General features: G+C 53.7%; 25 protein-coding genes. 12 read left to right on the top strand and 13 right to left on the bottom strand.

Annotated features, from left to right (window positions below; translation table 11 throughout):
* Positions 1-480 precede the first annotated feature (480 nt).
* The 5 genes from CKW15_RS18075 to CKW15_RS18060 all read right to left on the bottom strand — a co-directional run bounded on the left by CKW15_RS18075 (position 481) and on the right by CKW15_RS18060 (position 3,432).
* Positions 481-852 carry a glutathione S-transferase N-terminal domain-containing protein gene (locus CKW15_RS18075; protein ID WP_095059295.1) on the bottom strand — a complete coding sequence of 124 codons (372 nt, stop codon included), beginning with the start codon at positions 850-852 and terminating at the stop codon, positions 481-483.
* A 104-nt stretch (positions 853-956) separates the two neighbouring features.
* Entirely contained in the window at positions 957-1,502 is a 546-nt protein-coding gene (gene folE / locus CKW15_RS18070) for a GTP cyclohydrolase I FolE (RefSeq protein WP_095059293.1), read from the bottom strand.
* A 22-nt stretch (positions 1,503-1,524) separates the two neighbouring features.
* On the bottom strand, positions 1,525-2,670 hold the full coding sequence (locus tag CKW15_RS18065) for a site-specific integrase (protein WP_256580357.1): 1,146 nt from the start codon (positions 2,668-2,670) through the stop codon (positions 1,525-1,527).
* Positions 2,574-2,915, bottom strand: a complete 342-nt coding sequence (locus CKW15_RS28835; RefSeq protein ID WP_256580354.1) for a hypothetical protein — start codon at positions 2,913-2,915, stop codon at positions 2,574-2,576. The genes CKW15_RS18065 and CKW15_RS28835 overlap by 97 nt, the downstream gene beginning before the upstream one ends.
* Positions 2,916-2,952: 37 nt before the next feature.
* Positions 2,953-3,432, bottom strand: a complete 480-nt coding sequence (locus CKW15_RS18060) for a hypothetical protein (protein ID WP_095059289.1) — start codon at positions 3,430-3,432, stop codon at positions 2,953-2,955.
* Between the two features lie 152 nt (positions 3,433-3,584).
* Between CKW15_RS18060 and CKW15_RS18055 the strand changes: the two genes are divergently transcribed.
* The 3 genes from CKW15_RS18055 (at position 3,585) to CKW15_RS18045 (ending at position 6,705) form a co-directional block, all read left to right on the top strand.
* Positions 3,585-4,175, top strand: coding sequence for a DUF6680 family protein (locus tag CKW15_RS18055; protein ID WP_095152554.1), 591 nt, complete (start codon positions 3,585-3,587; stop codon positions 4,173-4,175).
* Between the two features lie 177 nt (positions 4,176-4,352).
* Positions 4,353-5,930, top strand: coding sequence for a hypothetical protein (locus CKW15_RS18050; protein WP_095152553.1), 1,578 nt, complete (start codon positions 4,353-4,355; stop codon positions 5,928-5,930).
* A gap of 130 nt (positions 5,931-6,060) precedes the next feature.
* Positions 6,061-6,705 carry a hypothetical protein gene (locus CKW15_RS18045; RefSeq protein WP_095152552.1) on the top strand — a complete coding sequence of 215 codons (645 nt, stop codon included), beginning with the start codon at positions 6,061-6,063 and terminating at the stop codon, positions 6,703-6,705.
* On the opposite strand, the gene CKW15_RS18040 is transcribed toward CKW15_RS18045, so the two are convergent.
* The 5 genes from CKW15_RS18040 to CKW15_RS18020 form a co-directional block, all read right to left on the bottom strand.
* Positions 6,699-7,031, bottom strand: a complete 333-nt coding sequence (locus CKW15_RS18040; RefSeq protein ID WP_095152551.1) for a hypothetical protein — start codon at positions 7,029-7,031, stop codon at positions 6,699-6,701. The genes CKW15_RS18045 and CKW15_RS18040 overlap by 7 nt on opposite strands.
* 81 nt (positions 7,032-7,112) lie before the next feature.
* Positions 7,113-7,412, bottom strand: a complete 300-nt coding sequence (locus tag CKW15_RS18035) for a hypothetical protein (RefSeq protein ID WP_095152550.1) — start codon at positions 7,410-7,412, stop codon at positions 7,113-7,115.
* Positions 7,413-7,857: 445 nt separating this feature from the next.
* Positions 7,858-8,037 (bottom strand): carbon storage regulator CsrA, encoded by a 180-nt coding sequence (gene csrA / locus CKW15_RS18030; protein ID WP_095152549.1) that lies wholly within the window; start codon positions 8,035-8,037, stop codon positions 7,858-7,860.
* Between the two features lie 65 nt (positions 8,038-8,102).
* On the bottom strand, positions 8,103-8,306 hold the full coding sequence (locus CKW15_RS18025; protein WP_095152548.1) for a hypothetical protein: 204 nt from the start codon (positions 8,304-8,306) through the stop codon (positions 8,103-8,105).
* Positions 8,303-8,752: a tellurite resistance TerB family protein gene (locus tag CKW15_RS18020; protein WP_095152547.1), complete on the bottom strand. Its 450-nt coding sequence runs from the start codon at positions 8,750-8,752 to the stop codon at positions 8,303-8,305. Before CKW15_RS18020 ends, CKW15_RS18025 begins: the two co-directional genes overlap by 4 nt.
* A 59-nt stretch (positions 8,753-8,811) precedes the next feature.
* Here CKW15_RS18020 and CKW15_RS28385 point away from each other — a divergent pair, with 59 nt between their 5' ends.
* Positions 8,812-8,961 (top strand): hypothetical protein, encoded by a 150-nt coding sequence (locus CKW15_RS28385; protein WP_159953409.1) that lies wholly within the window; start codon positions 8,812-8,814, stop codon positions 8,959-8,961.
* 187 nt (positions 8,962-9,148) lie between these two features.
* Here the strand turns inward: CKW15_RS28385 and CKW15_RS18015 are convergent, their stop codons facing one another.
* The gene (locus CKW15_RS18015) at positions 9,149-9,400 is read right to left on the bottom strand and encodes a DUF1654 domain-containing protein (protein ID WP_095059264.1); all 252 of its coding nucleotides are present in this window, start codon (positions 9,398-9,400) and stop codon (positions 9,149-9,151) included.
* 210 nt (positions 9,401-9,610) lie between these two features.
* Complete coding sequence (locus CKW15_RS18010) at positions 9,611-10,264, bottom strand: LexA family transcriptional regulator (RefSeq protein ID WP_095059262.1); 654 nt, start codon at positions 10,262-10,264, stop codon at positions 9,611-9,613.
* 110 nt (positions 10,265-10,374) lie between these two features.
* Between CKW15_RS18010 and CKW15_RS18005 the strand changes: the two genes are divergently transcribed.
* The 8 genes from CKW15_RS18005 (at position 10,375) to CKW15_RS17965 (ending at position 14,968) form a co-directional block, all read left to right on the top strand.
* Positions 10,375-10,548 carry a Cro/CI family transcriptional regulator gene (locus CKW15_RS18005; RefSeq protein ID WP_095059260.1) on the top strand — a complete coding sequence of 58 codons (174 nt, stop codon included), beginning with the start codon at positions 10,375-10,377 and terminating at the stop codon, positions 10,546-10,548.
* A gap of 68 nt (positions 10,549-10,616) precedes the next feature.
* Complete coding sequence (locus CKW15_RS18000) at positions 10,617-11,111, top strand: YmfL family putative regulatory protein (protein ID WP_095059259.1); 495 nt, start codon at positions 10,617-10,619, stop codon at positions 11,109-11,111.
* 1 nt (position 11,112) lies between these two features.
* Entirely contained in the window at positions 11,113-11,967 is an 855-nt protein-coding gene (locus CKW15_RS28830) for a hypothetical protein (protein ID WP_256580352.1), read from the top strand.
* Positions 11,948-12,730, top strand: a complete 783-nt coding sequence (locus CKW15_RS17985) for an ATP-binding protein (RefSeq protein ID WP_095059257.1) — start codon at positions 11,948-11,950, stop codon at positions 12,728-12,730. Before CKW15_RS28830 ends, CKW15_RS17985 begins: the two co-directional genes overlap by 20 nt.
* A gap of 17 nt (positions 12,731-12,747) precedes the next feature.
* Positions 12,748-12,957, top strand: coding sequence for a hypothetical protein (locus tag CKW15_RS17980; RefSeq protein ID WP_095059355.1), 210 nt, complete (start codon positions 12,748-12,750; stop codon positions 12,955-12,957).
* Complete coding sequence (locus tag CKW15_RS17975; RefSeq protein ID WP_095059255.1) at positions 12,954-14,261, top strand: site-specific integrase; 1,308 nt, start codon at positions 12,954-12,956, stop codon at positions 14,259-14,261. The genes CKW15_RS17980 and CKW15_RS17975 overlap by 4 nt, the downstream gene beginning before the upstream one ends.
* Entirely contained in the window at positions 14,254-14,574 is a 321-nt protein-coding gene (locus tag CKW15_RS17970) for a hypothetical protein (protein ID WP_095152546.1), read from the top strand. The genes CKW15_RS17975 and CKW15_RS17970 overlap by 8 nt, the downstream gene beginning before the upstream one ends.
* A gap of 4 nt (positions 14,575-14,578) precedes the next feature.
* Positions 14,579-14,968 carry an antiterminator Q family protein gene (locus tag CKW15_RS17965; protein WP_177408832.1) on the top strand — a complete coding sequence of 130 codons (390 nt, stop codon included), beginning with the start codon at positions 14,579-14,581 and terminating at the stop codon, positions 14,966-14,968.
* A gap of 426 nt (positions 14,969-15,394) precedes the next feature.
* Here CKW15_RS17965 and CKW15_RS17960 read toward each other — a convergent pair whose 3' ends face one another.
* Positions 15,395-17,602 (bottom strand): hypothetical protein, encoded by a 2,208-nt coding sequence (locus CKW15_RS17960; RefSeq protein WP_095152545.1) that lies wholly within the window; start codon positions 17,600-17,602, stop codon positions 15,395-15,397.
* Positions 17,603-17,605: the final 3 nt, after the last annotated feature.

The raw sequence follows: 17,605 nt of genomic DNA, 5'->3' as shown, positions 1-17,605 counted from the left end.
AGGAACTCGCACGAAGTGGATTATGCTTTTGTATACAAAGAAAGCAAATAATGTTTTTGATTTTGTTTACGAAGTTTTCGTTGATAGCGGTATATCGCTCTTGCTGGCCTCATCGCCAGCAAGCCGGCTCCTACAGGGGAGGGTGGGGGTCACAAGTCTTGTGTGCGCCGCCACTTCGTAGGAACCGGCTTGCTGGCGATGGCGCCCGCAAGGGCCCCACAAAAACCTCGAACCGGCGCGTTTGGATGAAGGGCTTGGGCGATTGGCGGCGGTTGTGCGTCAGGCGCAGGCAGCCTGAAAACAATAAACCGGCGCAAGGGCCGGTTTATTTTTGTCTGGGTTTTATGGTGTCTGAACCGGCCTCATCGCCAGCAAGCCGGCTCCTACAGGGGAGGGTGGCGGTCACAAGTCTTGTGTGCGCCGCCACTTCGTAGGAGTCGGCTTGCTGGCGATGGCGTCCGCAAGGGCACCACAAAAACCTCAGGCTGCGGCGAACCGCTTGTCCAGGTAATCAATGATGACCTTGGACTCATACATCCAGGTCGTCTGGCCGTTTTCTTCGATACGCAGGCACGGCACCTTGATCTTGCCACCTTGCTCCAGCAGGGCCTGGCGATCCTGTTCGTTGTTCTTCGCATCACGCAATGCCACCGGCACGTTCAGGCGACGCAGGGTGCGGCGGGTTTTCACGCAGAACGGGCAGGCATGGAATTGATACAGCGTCAGCCCCTTGGCGGCGGATTCGACCTGAGCCTGAGCGGCGACGGGGCGTTTCATTTTGCCCGGGCGAGTGATGAAGTCGATGAAGATGATCAGTTGGCCAAGGCCGACACGAAGCGCTTTTACGAACACGTTGAAAGCCTCACGGTGCTAAGAAAGAAAGGCGCGCAGCTTACCTGATTTTTTGCAGACGAAAAAAAACCGGCGATGAATGCCGGTTTTCTTCGTGCAGCGAATTACTTGATGAGGCTGAGGAATTCGCTACGGGTCGCGGCGTTTTCGCGGAACTCACCGAGCATCACCGAGGTGATCATCGACGAGTTCTGCTTTTCCACACCGCGCATCATCATGCACATGTGCTGGGCCTCGATCACCACCGCAACGCCCAGGGCGCCGGTGACTTGCTGGACCGCGTCGGCGATCTGGCGGCTGAGGTTTTCCTGAATCTGCAGGCGGCGGGCGTACATGTCGACGATCCGCGCGACTTTCGACAAACCAAGGACCTTGCCGCTCGGAATGTAGGCAACATGGGCCTTGCCGATGAACGGCAGCAGGTGGTGTTCGCACAACGAGTACAACTCGATGTTCTTGACCAGCACCATTTCGCTGTTATCGGAACTGAACAAGGCACCGTTGGTGACTTCTTCCAGTGTTTGTTCATAGCCGCGGCAGAGGTACTGCATGGCTTTGGCGGCACGTTTTGGCGTGTCGAGCAAACCTTCGCGGGAGACGTCCTCGCCAAGTTGACCGAGTATCGCCGTGTAATTCTGTTCCAATGTCACAGAGCTTTATTCCGTATGGGTTCTAGAGGGGTACGGTTTCTGTCTGTACCAATTTTGTACCAATCAGGCTTTGCTCCAGCTTCCCGATTTCGCTCCAGTCTTCACTGGAGTTGATCCACCGGGCATAGGTCGACAGTAGCATTTGCACGCTGTGGCCGAGCTGATTTGCAATGAACCCAAGGTTCATGCCTGCCATTAAGCACATGGTAGCGTAAGTGTGCCGGCAGTTGTATTGCCGTCTGCCCCTGATCTTCAACGCAACCAGTGCTGCCTTGAAGTGTTTGTCAGTCACGCTAGCTTGCTGAATGAATTCAAAGTTCTTGGTGGGCGGGAACACAAATGGCGACTGTTTGTGCTGCCGACGACTCTGCTTCGCCCTTAACACTGCCACACCTTTGGCCATATTAATCGCATTTAAGGCCCTACTATTCAGCATGACCCGCCTTGACTCGCGGGTTTTTGTGCGCTCCTCGATCTTGTAGTCCGCCACGATTCTGCACACATTGGCGACGCGCCCCTCGGTGTCCACCTCATCCCAGCGCAATGCCGCTATCTCCCCAGGTCGCATGCCGGTGTAAAACGCGAACTCGAAATAGGCCGCGTATACAAGCATCGAACCGGTCAGCACCTTATATAAGTGCCTAACGATCAAATCAGCCTCAACCACCGTAAATGGATCCACCGGTTTTTTTGCCTTGACCGGCAACTCAATCGAGCCGACTGGGTTCCGTGTAATCAGCTCATCCCTCACCGCGCTTTCAAACATCGTGTGCAGCCGCTGTATCACCGAACGCTTTAGGGTTGACGATTTCCAAGGTGTCTCGCTGACGATTTTGCGGACCATCGCCGAACTGATCTGATCGATGGGCAACAATGCCAGATGGGGCATCCAATAGATGTTCAGGGAGATCCGGTAGTTTTTTCGGGTACCGCCCACTACTTCTCGGCTGTCTAGCCAGGTTTGTGCGTACCCACCGAACAGGGGAGTTGCAGAGTACGTGGAGTAGTTCGAATTCGGGAAAAGCTCGGCGTAACGCTGCTCGTCCATCACTCCATGCTTGATCAGGCTGCTTACTGTAGCGCGAAGATCTGCGGCTGCCTTGATGCCTTTTGGCGTTTGGGGATAGGGGAGGGTCTCGCAGCGGCGGAACTTCCATGTGAAGCGAATCCGGACTGACTGGCCCGCGAATTCAACTCCAGCGGGCAATCCCAAAGGCTTTCTAGCCATACCTCGTATCTCCTGATGCTGTAATAAATTTGCCCATCGATTTCTTTCCACACCCCTTTCGGGATGATGCCGCGCTGACGTTTACCCTGAAGGGCACGGCGAGTCGTTCCGACCATTTCGGCGAAGTTCTTTTCTGCGACCTTGTCGGACAGGTACTCAACCGCTATTTGTTCTACTGCTGTCATGTTGATGCTCCATGCCGTGCTCGGCGGCAGAAGGTGGTTACTGAGGGGCGTATTTTGTGAGGGCTTCGTCGGCAGCGATCAGTGCGGCGCCGGCGGTGGCCGCTGATACCTCTCCACCAGTGAGCGCCTTGCTCAGGCAGTTGGTGACGGACGCGAGAGCCAGTACTAGTTCTTCTCTGCCGGCGGCTTCCGCGCGGCCGATATCCCAGAAACGCTGGCCCCAGTGTCCGGCCGCTGGCGGGTTCCGATTCTGTACGCCGAAGGCCATCACTCCCGCGGCTGAATCAAGCAAGTCGCGCTTGTAGGTGTTGTCGCCGTCGATGCTCAGGCCGCGACGGTGCAAAGTGCCGACCACCTCGTCATCATTCAAACCTTGATCCCGTAGCACGATGTCTTCCTCGGGCTTGCCGGGGGTATAGATAACCAGAGTGATTTTGGCGTCAGGCCAAAGTTGTTCGCTGATCTTGACCAGCGCGTCATTGGCGACCTGGTGGAAACGCTGAAGAATTGCGGACATAGGAATTCCTCGCCCGCCGTTCACCGGCAGGCTGGTAGTGAGTGGTGATAATCAGATGATTGGTGCCACTTAAGCGGCATTCCCAAAAACAGAAATAGCGATTCTCTTGCGTGCTACGATCTTCAAAAGGTAAGTCATAAAGGGAAGTGTCGATGGGTATTCAAGATCTAACGGCATCTGATTGGGTTATCGTCTCTGCCACGTTGTTAGGCCCAATCCTCGCGGTTCAGGCTCAGAAGTGGTTGGAGCGATTCAAAGAAGCTCGATCAAGGAAACTTCAGGTTTTTCACACGTTGATGGCGACACGCGGGGCTCGTCTTTCCGCTGATCATGTTCGCGGGCTTAACATGATCGACCTGTCTTTTTATGGCTATGTCGGTTTCGGAAGAAAATGGACTTCTGGACGGGACCAAAACGTTCTCGATGCGTGGAAGGAGTACCACGATCATTTAAGTGACCCTGCCAACCTCAATACGATGAGTACTGAGGCGCTTTGGGTTCAACGCGACGAGCTATTCGTGAACCTGCTTTTTGCGATGGGGCGGTCGCTTGGGTATCAGTTTGATCGAGTCCAATTGAAGAAAAGCTGGTATTCGCCAAATGCGCATGTTCAATACGAAGCTCGAATGGAGAATCTTGTTACAGCTGCAACTGGAGTTCTTGAAGGCAAAAGCCCGATTCAAGTTGTTCCAGGAAATCTTGAGCGTCCCGCCGCTGGAGGCGAAAACGTGACGCCACTTTGACCTCTATAGCGGCTGACTTTGAAGGGGGAGGGAGTTACTTGGCGAGTAGATCAGTCTGTAATTCTGTAAATATTCATTTTGCATTGTGTAAGCAGTAGGTCGGTAGATATTGAAATGTAGATATGTCGAATTGCCATCCGCCTGCTTAGACTCTGCTCCTCATCGGAGAGAGAAAACATGGACGCACACAAGATTGAAGCCCTCAAGCTAGAAGCGGAACGCATTGCTCTTGAGCGGTTTGGTGCAACTTCATCGGCTGAGATTGAGTCGATTCTCGCTGTGCTGTCTTACGAGCAGACGCTGCTCCAGAAGCATGGGAAGCGGCAGCCAGCTGCTTATACGTGGCGAATGCTCGAAAAACATGGTGTCGTTTCGGGAGTCGAGAGAGTGGTTACCCGTGAGGCAGAAACGCAAGGCTACAGAGCTCTCGTCGGCCTTGGTTTACAAGATTTCGCTTTTGAAGCCGTTGTGGTAAGGCATCCTGATATTTTTTCCCCTGAGGCAGTAGAACATTCGGCATCTCGCCTACGAGACTTTGAGGACACGTTAACCTCCCGGCATAAATTTTGGTGGGTAAACCATAAGCAGACCTTTAAGTCTGAGTTTGACGGTGGCTATATTTGGTCGCCAAAAACCAATAAAAATGGTGCTCGCAACAAAACTTACGAAAATTTGACCCAGGTGGAGCCTGGCGATGTAGTGGTGTCCTACGCTGATGGACAGATCAAAGCTATTGGCATCGCAATCAATAATTACGCAGAAGCCCCAAAGCCAGAAGAATTTGGAGCGATTGGCGCAAGCTGGGCTGCTACGGGATGGTTGGTGTCGATCAACTGGATCGCATTATCTACTGCGATTTCGCCGAAGGCTCACATCGACAAAATCCTAAAACTTCTGCCGAAAAAAAATTCACCTCTCCAGCCAAATGGCAACGGTAACCAGGGCTGCTATCTGGCGGCCATTTCAGTTGCACTAGGTAACGTAATTTTTAGCCTTTTGGATGCCCCTGATTTGGAAGCAGTAACTGCAAAGCAAGCCTTGGTTTCTGTAGACGGGACTGGGCTGGCAGGCAGTGCTCGCTTGCCGGCGGAAGAATTACGGAAGGTTACTGCTGAGTACATTTGGAAAGCAGTCCAAAATCTCCTTCAAGGTACCCTGGCAGAGGATTTTGGACCCTCTATCGACTACGACCTGTTGGTTGACGCGAACGTCCGGCTAGCTCCTAAGCAGGTCTTCGGCCTCGCCGCAACAGAAGCGCTGAGATTCAAGGTAATACCGAAGCATTTCACCGCGGGAAAGGGGACTGTTTGTTTCGAGCTGCTGGAGGCTGCGGGCTACAGAATCATCGCTAAAGGGGAGCCAATTGACTCAATAGAAGTACCGATTGATGCCGAAGAGCAAGAGTGGGCAGAGGGTCAGCTTAAGTTGGTTACACATTTGCGAAGGGAGCGTTCTCCAGGTCTAGCCAAAGCAAAAAAGGCTGAATTTATCAAAGCTCATGGCGGGCTATTCTGCGAAAGGTGTGGATTAGATCCAGTTGAAATCTATGGCGAACATGGTGAAGCCTGCATTGAGGTTCATCATGACTCTGTAAAGGTTGCTGATATGGGGGAGGATCACAAGACAACACTTGAACAATTACTATGCCTTTGCGCCAACTGTCATCGCGTAACGCACAGAGAGCTGAAAGCTCCGAGCGTTCATTCTGCAACAGGTTACGACCGATCCGGTGGTATGTCCGCAGTACTCAGTTGATAGTCGGCCTCATGATTGAAGGCAGTGCCAGCGCCTCCAGTCAGGCACTGGTATCCGTGAACGGTGGTAGCAATATGCGTTGGGATGGGGTATTACGAGTGCCCGACAGTAGTCGGTTAATGGAGGCTCGATGTACAAGTACGATGTAATAAATTCTGTTAAATATTACAGAGAAGCTATCGCAAAATCATTAGTTATGGCTCATGGATATACTGGCCAGGCAAGCGTTCAAGATCTGTCTGATTTAAGGTTCTTTTACTCAACTTGTTTGGCCAGCATTGTATCCTTGACTGAATATCTGGGTGATGTAAGCCATCCTTATTCCGTGGAGTTCAAAGCTGCAATAGATAGTGGCTTTGTTTTTGAGGGCGCCCCGGATGGTGAGCAGAATTATAACTATCTCCGAGGTGTCCGAAATATGGTTGTACACAGAGGATACGACATTTCTGCAATGGGGCATGTTGTGGACAACCGGTTATGGTTTGTCCTGCCTGATCAGGCGAACTCAATCAGCGGAAAGACATTCTACACCTCGTATGAACGGCATTTGCCACTGCTAATATCAAAAACGTTGATCAAACTCGATGTTATCATCCAAAATCATGTTGATAATTACCTTTCTCAGCTCAATGATCGAACTGAGGAGGAGGTCGAGGCCGAAATCAGGTTGAGTCTGGCAAACGACAACTTTTTGGTACCTCCGGAAATTAAAGTCATGATGCTGGAATACATGGATACCCACGGAATTCCTTCCATTCCCCCCGGTAATCAATAAGCTTTCGGCGATATGATTTCATCCCCCGGATCCTGCTGGATCAGCAGCAGGCTCTTTTGGTGAAAGGCCAGCGACACGTTTTGGGATAGCTCGATAATGTGTCGCGGCGGGGCCAGCAAAGGCGCGGACTTTTGAGGCCCCAATTCATGCAGGCGGTGAATCATCAGCGTCATTGCCTCGCCCTGTTCCTCGATGCCGTGCCAGGCCATCAAGTCAGCCAGCGCTTGCCGGGTGCCGGCCATGGCATGCATTCGCAACTCTTCCTCGCCGCGAGTCTTTCGCCTCGCCGCAGTCTTTGCCGATCGTTCTTTCTGCGCCGCTGCCATGGCCTATCTCTTCTATCCCGCTGGCCGGTAGACCCCGCCATGTCTGTTGTCGGCGCTGACGCGTCAGCTTGCTGATCGGTCTCAATGACCTGCGCCGAAGTAGGCAAACAGGATCAGCAGGAGTGCCAATCCGGTGGTCCAGCGCAGTAGCGTGCGAGTGAATGCTTTCGCTGTCTTGTGGCTGGCAGGCTCACCCTTTGCCGTACCAGTGGAGTACTTGATTACTTCAATTGTGATGCCGCCGCGTGGCGAAAAGGTGTAGTCCAGTATGCGAACGGGCTCATCACGACCTATGCGTTGGTACATTTTGGTGGTGGCCTGGGACGTCTGGAGACGCACCCCTTGGAGGATTGCTTGGCTCTGTCTGATCGTTTGGTTCATGGCGATTCCTCAATGTAGGGTGCGTTTATTCGTCAGCACTCTGGCCTCCTGCTGGTTGCCGTTCGGCGCAGGGGAGAGTGCTGACGAATAAAGCCAGGTGTAAAAAAGCCCGAGATAACCCGGGCTTTTGTTTGCGTCACGAAGACCTCCCTACGTGATCGCAGGTGCCTCCTACTGGAGGGCTTTAGGTCTGGGTCTATTTCATGATGGTCATCTTCCTATGGTTCGCTCACTGGGCAGGCAGTGGCCACCTATTGAATGGGTAATGCAGGGGGCCGGTGCGCGCCCGGTGTGTACTCATCCGCATCGCTGAACCCTGAAGCGATGGCACACTGACCATCCAACGATCGTTGTGCTTCAGGGCTCACCGATGCGGCCTGGTGCTGGGGAGGACCAGGTGCTCGGGCAGTTAGCGACAGGCTGTCGTTTGGCGCTGGTTGATTCGTTACTGGGGCTTCGACAAGCCCGCATGAATGCGCTGCGTGATCTCGTCTCGATGCACCGGAACATCCTTGGGTGCGCTTGTTCCGATGCGTATCTGTTTGCCACTCACACCCAGCACAGTGATCGTGATGTCGTTACCGATGTTGATGCTTTCGCCTTCTTTGCGAGTCAAAATCAGCATTGTCCATTTCCTTGCGTTAGTTGGTTTCCCAATGCCGCCTTGCAAGAAGCGGCATCAGTGAAACGTCACTGCATTACGCGGATTTCATTGCGCGGGAACCACGCGCTGTCGACCTTGACCATGCAGCCAACAAAGGCGGCGTAGCGGGTCTCTCGATCAGTCTGGAAGCCGTAGTAGGAGCAAGTGGCCCGTGAGGCCAGACTGCTGAGCAGCATTCCGCCCACGATCAGTACGAGCAGGATCAGCAGAACCTTTGCCGCGTACTTCACGCCTCGATACCGTAGTCGGCAAGGCGCACACCGAACTGCATGCCAATCTCCTTCAGTACCACCATCTCTGCGGGCTCGATCTGGCCGTCAGCCTGGGCGACTGCAAGAATGTTTACGAAGGCTTCCTCCGCGTCGGCAGGAACGTTTTTGATGTCGGCCAGCTCTCGCTTGATTGCCAGCCGACCTACCTGGAAGTTGGCGTTCAACTGACCAGTGAAGCGATTGATGGTCTCGGTGATCTCGCTGCCGAAGTGCGTCAAATTTGGGTTGGAGCGAATCAGCTCGTCTAGCTTGGAAACCTCACTGGCTTCAATCTCACCATCAGCCGCGGCGACCAGTAAGCCGCCACCAACAATGGCCTGCATCAAGTCGCGATTAACGACTTTCTTCATTTCGGCCTGGGCGTTGCCGACTTGCTTACCGAAGATCTTTTTCATTCCGAACATGGTGATTCCTCTGGGGTGGGTTACATCCCGATGCACCCTGTCGCCAAGGTGCAGCAGTGATGCTGTCCGTCCTATTGCCGCTGGAGGAGCGGGGCGCATTGCTTGCCGGGTCATTCACACGGTTCTGGCGTTTCACCATCGAGCAGCCGTCCAGGTTGTTCCTGTCGTTGGCAGGCTTTCGGGCCTGTCTGCTCGCCGGTCGCCGGTAGGGGCAATGGGGTCTGTTGTTTGTTGCGCTGATTGTTAAAGAGTGGCGCGGCTTTCGCTGCTGGCCGGTGTCGCTTGGCTTGAGTTAATTTAAGCAAGCTGAAATAGAAGAGTCAAGCATGCTGAATTATTAATTCAGCAATCTGAAATCAACAGACAATAAAAAGCCCGCTCATTGGCGGGCTCAATTCACGATTCGCAGTACTGTCGCCATCCGATCCTGACAGCGCCGCTCTCAAATCGCTCCATTCTGATCCCATCGGTTTCTTCAATTTCATCAAGGATATGCAGCCACGCATCGGCAGATTCTTCATCTGACCTGGTGATTACGATGGATTGGGTTTTCTGTGCATCCGGTGCAGAGGTCAGGTGTTGGATACGTCGGCGTATAAGCTCACAGGAGTTCCCAACTGAGCTGGCAGGAGGAGGGGGACGATGCATGCAGTGATCCTTTGTTTTATCGTTTGGAAGCGCCCCATAAAATGTCAAATGTTTGGCGTGCTGGGATATCCCATTTCGGCCAGCTGAAAAAGCTTTGTTCCAAACAGAGAAACACACGCAGCGGACTTAAGAGGAGTGAAAGACTTGAGGGGACCGAAGAAGAAAAGCCCGCACATGGCGGGCTCTATAAAGGCAGACAAGCTGGACGTCCTATAGCTTTTGTAGCGCCCTAACCACGACTCCAACAATTCGGCAGTTCTCTGCACACATCTCTGTAGGGTAGGCAGGGTTCAAAGGCTTTAAGTAACGTCGGCCACCGTCATCCACGAGTTTCTTGAAGGTAGCCTGGTCACTGTCAGCCAATTTGGCCACCACTAGTTTTCCGGACTGAACGTCAGCCTCGGTATCAACCAGGATCAGCGTTCCCTCAGTAATGCTTGTCCCGACCGGAGATGTCATCGAGTCGCCCTTCACCTCAAGCCAGAAAGCCGGGCCCTTGGAGTTGTAGTCCGATAGCTCGTATCGATCTGAAAACCCGGGAGGGAAGGGCTCGATTGCTTCCGCCCATGCACCAGCGGCAACCCAACTGATTACCGGGTATCGAAACGACTCTACCGGTTGACGTGTGTCCTTCACGTTCGAATCGGAAAGCTCCGTTTCTTCGCCTTCACCGATAGCGAGCCATTCAGCGCGGAATCCAGTCGCCTTGGCTAACGCATAAAGATTTTCTGGGCGCAGACTTTTACTTTCCCCTGAAATCCACTGAGTCACAGCAGAGTTCGCAACCCCACATAGGGACGCGATTTCACCTTTCTTTTTCCCGCTGAGCGCGATGGCTCGGGCAATACGTTCGTGTCTGTCCATGACGCCAATATTAAGTTAGCTGAATTTAAGTATGCAGAGCACTGAAATCCTCGTTGACGTCAAAACTTCAGCATGCTGAAATTAAGGCGCTTTTGAATGAGGAATGCGCAATGAATACGCGGGAGGTTGCCGAACATTTCGGTAGTAAGAAAAAACTAGCGGTGGCGTTAGGAATTCATCCAAGCGCCGTGACGATGTGGGGGGAAACAATTCCGGAGTCCCGCCAGTACCAAATTCAGATTCTTTCTAAAGGAAAGTTCAAAGCCGCTCGAACCGTACGGTGAGACGAATTTTTACCAATCTGCTCAATGAGCCAACTCTGAACGCAACGGCGCCGAGAGAAAACTAGACAATGAAATCGCCAGTACTAGAAACCCGCCGCGCAGTGGTGATCGAGGTCGCAAAGAAATACCCAGGCGGCCAGGTATGCGCTTCAGCTCGCCTCAGTCTCGATCTGAAGCGGTTTAAGAATCAGGTTTATGAGAGCGGCGGTGTTGTTCCTCTTAGCGATGAAGAGGTTTACGTCCTCGAAAGCGAGCAGGGCACCACGCGCCTGCCGGACTACATCTGCGCGATGTACGGCGGTGTCTTTGTGCGTCTGCCTGAGGTTGGCGATCTGGACAACGTAGACATGCACCAGCGCTCTTTGCGTACTTCTGTGAAGCGCGGCCGGGTTGACCAGTTTCTTGCCCTCGCGCTGGAGGATGGCGAAATCACTGCCGTGGAAGCATCGGAGATTTTGGCCTTGCATGCCAAGCACCTGGCTGCCCGGCACGAGGAAGTGACAGCACTGATTGAGTTGCACAAGTCGAAGCGCCCGGCCCGACCGCTAGGCGGGAAGGGTTGATATGCAGTTCACAATCACGATTAACCAGGTGAAAGCGCTGGAGTGGGGGTTGAACTCGCAGCAGGCGCTGCTGTTTTCGTTTGTTTACGAGTGTCCTAGCTGGGCAAGGCCAATCAAGACCGATCACGGGATTTTCTTTGCCTTGAGCAAGGCAAAGATCGTGGAGGAGTTGCCCCTGCTCACCGACAAACCAGACACCGCATACCGACTTCTCAAAGGGCTCGAGACCGCCGGGCTGATCGAACTATCCCACACGTCAAACATCAGTTTGTTTCGTTTGACCGAGAAGGCCAAAGAGTGGAATCGCAAGCTGGATGGGTCGGAAAAATATCCGACCTCTGATGTGTTTGAGGGTCGGAAAAATATCCGATCTACCTCGGAAAAATCTCCGAGCAAGGTCGGAAAAATATCCGAACAGGGTCGGAAAAAAATCCGAGAAGGGTCGGAAAAATCTCCGACAAATCAGGGTACCAGTAATCAGGGTACCAATCAGGTAACCAGTAATCAGGAGAAGCAGGGCGCAAACACGCCCCGCAAATCGTCAAAATTCGACCCGCTGACAGCCAAGCCACAAAACGTCAGCGACGAGGTGTGGGCCGACTGGTGCCAGCACCGCAAGGAAATCCACAAACCCCTCACCGCCAAAAGCTGCGAACAACAGGCCAAGGCCTTGGCGACACACCCAGCCCCCGATTCCGTTCTGGCGCTTTCGATCAGCAACGGATGGACAGGGATCTTCCCTGACAAGCCGGCCAGTCCCGTCCATCCACTTCCGGCTAGTCGTCATTCCGGTTTCGATACTCGCGATTACAAGGCCGGCACCAAGGAGAACGCCAATGGCACCTTCCGTCTCTAATCTCGGCGCTCAGATTGACCGCAAATTCCGCGTCATTGGCCGTCAACCAGCGAGTTGCTTCGATCATGGCGATTACTCGGCGGTCATCCTCAAGAGCGGCGACCTGTCTGGCTGCCCCATCTGCGCGAGCAACAAACGCGACATGCAGGAGCTTGAGCGCAAGCGCTTTCAGTTTCGAATTGTCCAGCATTCAAGCGCCCGGATTCCGAAGCGCTTCGCGGAAAAGACGTTCGCCGACTTCACCGTATCGAACCCGGCGCAGCAGATTGCCCTGGATGCCTGCATCGATTACGTCGACAACTTTTCGAAACATCGCCGGGAAGGTCGCTGCATGTTGCTGCTGGGGAAGGTCGGCACCGGCAAGACCCACCTGGCCATTGCCACGGCCAACTACCTGATCAACGAATGCATGGTCAAAGCGATCTACCGCACGGTGGGCACACTGATCGGCGAGATCCGGGCGACGTTCAATGATCGTTCAGGTGAGTGCGAGGCGCACATCCTGCGTGAGGTGATCGGCGCGGATCTGCTGGTGCTCGATGAAGTCGGTGCGACCAAGCAAAGCGAGTTCGAGCTGGCGACCCTGTTCAGCATCATCAACGGTCGTTACGAGCAATGCCGGCCAACGATCATCGTCAGCAACCTGTCTCCCAGCGAATTGAACGATGCCATTGGTGCGCGCTGTGTCGACCGCATCCGCGAAAACGGTTGTATTGGCGTGACATTCGAGTGGGAATCTCAACGCGGTAAGGAGGGCTTCTGATGGGGATCAGCTTGGAAATACCTGATCGCCGCTTGGCTGTTCCGGATCCGAAAAACTATCGGTTTGCCGTGTTCTGTTGCTCTTTCAAGCTGGACTTGAGTGATACACCAGACCATGCCTTGGTGCTGTTCGCAGACAAGGCCATGGCCAAGCGGTATGGCGCGTGGATGTGGCCTTCAACGTACGAGGTGGTGGACCGTTTCGCCCAAATGGAGGCGACCGATTGAGCGCCCTGATCAAGACCTTGACCGTAAAATTGTCCGACGCCGAAATTCAGCGCAACGCCAAGCTTGAGCATGTGCGCGATCTGCGTGATGCCAGTCACCCCGCACTGCACTTCCGTTATGCGAAGAGTCGCGCGCGCGGGTCGTGGTACCTGCTGAACAAACGGAAGTGGCACCGCATCGGCGCCTTTCCCGACCTGTCCACCAAGCAGGTGATCGCGGCGTTACCGGCCGTGCGCTTACGCGTGGCGGCCGATGGCGCGGCCAGCGTTTCGGGGTGGGTCACCGTCGGCGAGCTGTTGGACTGGTTTGCCGATCGCATGGCCCGTTCGCGCGCGCTCTCTGCCAAGCGTCGTGCGGCCGGCAAGTCTGCCATCAATCGCCAGCTCAAGCCGCGCCTGAAAGACCTGCTGATACACGAGGTGAGTGCGCAGACCCTCGACCAGCGGCTGATGTGGCCGGGTCAGGAAACGTTGTCGCTGTCGTACGTCCAGCAGTTGTATCGGCTGCTGGCCGGGGCCTTTCGTCAGGCCCGCAAACTGGACTTGATCCCTATCAACCCGATGGCCGAACTCAAGTTCATCCACTTCACAACGGCGCGCATCTTGCCCAAGCCCGCCCGCCTGCGCGATATCCAGCTGCCTGAGCTGATGGAGGAGCTGACCGAGCGTTTCGAGCGTGCGCCGTCTGACGCCATGCTGGCCTTGATGATGCTTTGCCACGGTACCCGCATCGGCGAAACCCGCCAATCTCGCTGGGCTGATATTGCGCTGGCTGAGCGTGAGTGGTTCCTGCCGGCCGAACACACCAAGAGCAAGACCGAGCTTCGGGTACCGCTGACCGACCAAGCCTGCGCGCTGTTGCGCCGATACCGCACCTGCCAGCATGCCAACGGCTACGAGGGTGCCTATCTATTCCCGTCACGCCGTGGTCTGCCGCTGAGCGATAACCAGGCCAGCGCGGTGTTCACCCGATTGGGGCAGGGGGCATGGACCAGCCACGACCTGCGCAAGGTCGCGCGTACCGCCTGGACCGACCTTGGCATCGACGGGCACATCGGCGAGATGCTGCTGAACCACTCGCTCGGCAAGATTGCTTCGACGTACATCAACACCCAGGCCAAAGAGCAGCGCCGGCTGGCTCTGGTGAAGTGGCACAACTGGTTAGATGGGCGCGGCTTTAGTGCGATTCACGAGCAGACAGGCGCTAGATATGAAGATTCGCAAAACATCGTAGACGCCTTGAACGGCGCGGCCTGCGAGTCGATTCCGCAATTTGTTAAAGGCGAGGATTTAAAACATGCATAAAGGGCATGGGCATGGTTTTAAGTGGCCGCGGATCGAGCTGGAACCCTGCCCGATCTGCAAAGGCAAAGCGGTGGTGCAGGGGATTTCTTATGAGCAGATTTGCACCGATTGCAATGGCTCAGGTTGGGTAGTTATGGGTAGCAGGGTGGTGCTTTCTTCGGACGAACTGGTGACTCAGTTGAGCTTCAAATTGCAGCAGGCTCAGCGCGAAATTGAATTGCTGCAGCGAGGTCCAACGACATCTGGCCCAGCCAAGTACTACCAACAGAACAACCGTCGCGGTGCCGGCGGCACAAATTACACAGGGGATTGAAAGTATGATGATTCGTAAGCCGGCAGGCCGACCGCTGGGAGATACCGAGTACTTGTTGGAGCAGTGGGGATGGTGGCGGTCGGACGGGGCAGGGATACCCAATTACACCTCACCCACATTTGCGCTGATGCGCCAGGCGATGCCGCAAGTGTCGCCGAGTAAAAATTATTGCATCACCGATGACTGGGCCATGGCCATCGACAATGCTGTAGCCAGACTCGCACACCGTGATCAACAGATGGGCGAAATTATTTGGCTGTACTACGGTGCCAAATGGGCCATGGTTCGGGTTGGCAAGTACTACGGCATCAGCGAAGGGAAAACACGGGAGCTGGCAAGAGCAGGTGTGGCGTGGATTGATTGTGCTGTCGATGATATGCGGCAAGCTGCTTAGTCGAACCGACCGCCTGTTTGCAATGAATTTGACGTCGAAGCTTCGACACATCGCCAGAAAAAATGCCCCAAAGCAGCCCATCATGTAGGGCTGCTATCGGCCGATTCTGTTGAAAAAGTCGGCCATGGTTTACGCGGCAGAAAAGTAAACGCTTGAGATTGAAATCTTTACTTTGTGCAGAGGATTCCGGATTCAGATTTCGCGTAGCTGCGCGCAAAAAAGGCATTTTGAGCAGCCAGTACGCGGGTAGTCTGGAAGTACCGACTTTTTCAACACAATCGGCCAAAAGCTGCCACTCAACCGTCACCTTCCTAAAGGCGCGATTGTCTAAATGGCCTCACGCCCCAGCCGGCGTGGAGGGCAGAAACTTCACGCTAGGCATGTACTCGAACATTTGATGTCATTCATTGGTTCGGGCCGCTCCCATTAATGGATGTCGAACAAGTATTTACAGTAATCCCACACAGCACCGGAGAAAATCGCACCTATGGCCACCGTGAAAAGGGTGGCCGTCCTGCGGCCCAAACTACTGATAAGAGAAGCCGGTCTCCATGTAACTAAATTTTGATTCGCGTTAGTCAGATGCGGCGACCACAGCATGGCAGCGATTACAGGAATCACGCCGAGCCCTATTGCAGTGATCGAAGGTAGAGAGATGGAGTTGCTCCAGTACTTTACAATGAGGGCATAAGCGGTGATAGAAACAATCAAAAACAACACGCAAGGGCAGACAATCACCTTCAAAATATAGACGAGGCGATCATAGCTTTTTCTGATTTGGCCCTCGGCGGTCGTCGTTTCATTCAGCTGGGTCTCGGTGGCCAACCGAATCCTTCTCTCGGACTCAAGCTCTGAGCTGACGCCACTTAGGTTACCGGATACGGCTTCCAGATCACGCGCCACAGCCAAGCGGTTTTGTTTTTCCTCCTCTAGCTTGTTTCCGGCAGCTTTCAAATCTTCCGATACCACACCGAGATCATGCACCGCCGTGTTATGCAGAGCGATTAGCTCCTCCTTGACGAGTTCAAATACTTCTTCATTCGAAGCGCTTGCGCTTCTGAGCCGAGTGCGTAACGCCTGGTTCGTCAGCAGGACGTTTATTGTCGTTTCGGTAAAGTCTCCCACATCCTCAAATCGGGATATGGATTCCAGAATCTTGACGGTGACCTTTTCGTCCTCAGCGTCGAATGATTGAAAGTAGAGAGACAGTCTCAAGCTGTCGACCAAGACGACATCCAGCTCAGCGCTTCTGGGGATCCAAAATTGTATAAGTTGGATCAGGCTACTGGGATGAAGTACCAAAGGCAGGCCACTACCTTTAGCCGAGCGTTTTTGTCGATCAAAATTAATCAAACGCCAATCTATAGTAACCGCCCAGTATTCGACGTCGAAAGGCGAATGATCGTTCTCCGAACGCCTATCCTTGACCGCGTGCCACAGAACAGAGTCATGAAGTAGAGTCTCGTAACCCTTGCGCTTGGCCTCAGGCAGCTCCACCTCCTCACGACCCATCTCAGTGAGAACGTCATCAATAACATCCTGCCTGACATTGTACCTGGCAGGGCTTGCGTCCAATATTTTGATGCCTTTCCCTTCAAGAACAGACCGCATGTCCTCTACATAGGGTCGAAAGAATACTTCCGCACTCAGGCCCGGCGTCTTCGAAGCGGCATCAAAGAATTTCTTTGCAATGCTGGGAAGAGGTTGGGTCAAGGCGGACCGTGACATGGCTCTGGATGTACGTATTCGTTCAACCATTCGTATTTGACTGGTCAAAACCCGTTGTGCCTCGTCCAGCGTACTGGGTAGGACGTAAAGCACTATTTCAAAATTCTTACCCGTACGTTCCGTGATCTCAACCAGAGAAAGCGCCGAATCGTCCCCAGGGTTATCGTGTAGCTTCAGGATGGAGAAAAGAAAATTGGTATCAAGCACCACTTTAACTGTGCGCTTCTTTCGTTGACCTTCAATAGCTTTCAATGTGGTGGCATTGAGCTGAGAGGCCTCAGCAAAGAAGTGAGCCCTCATAAGGCGTAGTACATGGCTTCGACACGCTTCATTTGCTGGAGCAAAAAAAATAGACAGCGTATGCCGTAGTCCTTCCTGACAGGTTTGGGAGTATTTTGCGAGAAATGGATCAAGCCAGTCGACGTCTCGTTCGAGCTGGCCATCTACAAGGAGATGGAACAAGTTGGCACCAGAGACCTGGACCGTGCGCTGAAGGCACTTTGTGAACTCACCGTAAACGTGTTCCGCGTCGAGCTTAGGGCAGAACTTCGTACAGTTGACCACAAATACTTCTTGGCAGGTTTTTGCCTCCTTTATTGCAATCTCTCTGGCCGCTGCAAGCTCTGCTCGCTTGGCTTCAGTGAGCTTGTATTTCTTGGCTATAACCGAGACCGCCCCCTGTGAAGACAGAGTATCCAGCTGGGCCAGAAGCAATTCCTCAACAACATTGGTGCAAAGATCATCTCTCAGCTTCAGCTGGAGTTCGCCTAAGCTCACCGGTTTGCTAAGTTGCCACAAAGCACTTTGTACGACCTGGCCCAAGGCTTTTTTCCACCACCCTGACTCGTTCAGTTCAACGTGGTGTATTAGGGAAACAGTCTCAGCAGACAGCGGTTTCGTAATCATTGA

Source organism: Pseudomonas sp. Irchel s3b5 (assembly GCF_900187435.1).
GTDB lineage: Bacteria > Pseudomonadota > Gammaproteobacteria > Pseudomonadales > Pseudomonadaceae > Aquipseudomonas.
This window is presented reverse-complemented; position numbering and strand designations above follow the sequence as displayed.